General features: G+C 58.6%; 1 protein-coding gene. It reads right to left on the bottom strand.

Annotated features, from left to right (window positions below; genetic code table 11):
- Window positions 1-592 (bottom strand): Calx-beta domain-containing protein (locus tag E1297_RS00875; protein ID WP_155132721.1); only part of this gene is annotated, 592 nt, incomplete at both ends.

The following is a 592-nucleotide window of genomic DNA, read 5'->3' as shown; positions in this document are numbered from 1 at the left end:
ATGACTGCTGCTGCCGTGGAAACTGCCCCATTCCGTGATGTCGGTGTAGTCTGTCCCGTCTTCGACCGGGTCGGTTCCCGTATCACTTCCATCATCTGCGCCGGGGTCAGGAGAGACATCCGTATTCAGGATCTGAACGGTTGCCATCGCGTTGCCAATCTCAGCCCCATCCACTGAAGTGATCATCACATGGAACGTTTCATCGGCCTCGACGACATCATCGTCTGTAAGCGCAATCGAGATCGAAGCCGAAAGGCTTCCCGCCGGAATGACCACGGTTCCGTCGCCGGCAGCGAAATCACTGTTCCCGGCGGTATCGGCGTGGGTCTCATAGAAGAGAGTGACATCCTGATCTGATGTTTCAGACAAGGAGACCGTCACGCTGGCCACACCTTCCTCCTCCGTGGCCTGGGCATTCGTGATGCTGACTTCGGGCAGCGGCGCGGCAGGATCCGCTGGCGAATCTCCCCCGCTGCCATCTGCATCACTGTTCCCGTCTCCGGTGTCCATGGAGAGAAACGTGATCTCCGTATCCGTGCCATTGGCCTGAAACCCGAAACTGGCCGATTGACCGGCAGCAAGCGTCCCGTTG

The organism is Roseibium sp. RKSG952 (assembly GCF_009711355.1).
This window is presented reverse-complemented; position numbering and strand designations above follow the sequence as displayed.